The following is a 230-nucleotide window of genomic DNA, read 5'->3' on the forward strand; positions in this document are numbered from 1 at the left end:
AAATGAAATACTATTTGAAAATGCATTTATTGATGGTACTAAAATCGAAGCGAATGCTAATCGTTATACATTTGTTTGGAAAAAAACTATTTTAAAAAATGAAGAAAAAATGTTTGATAAAATTCTTGTTCTTTTAGAAAATATTAACCTTGGAGAATTAAAAAAATTTACTGTTCAGAAAGAAACATTAATAGATGATATTGATAAAATTCTTCAATGGCTTGAATATG

1 pseudogene is annotated in these 230 nt (G+C 22.6%); it reads left to right on the forward strand.

The annotated features are described in order from the left end of the window. A pseudogene (locus ACJDTP_RS28070) lies at positions 1–230 on the forward strand (IS5/IS1182 family transposase); the annotation flags it as partial.

It is taken from the genome of Candidatus Clostridium helianthi, from assembly GCF_045310795.1.
GTDB lineage: Bacteria > Bacillota > Clostridia > Clostridiales > Clostridiaceae > Clostridium > Clostridium helianthi.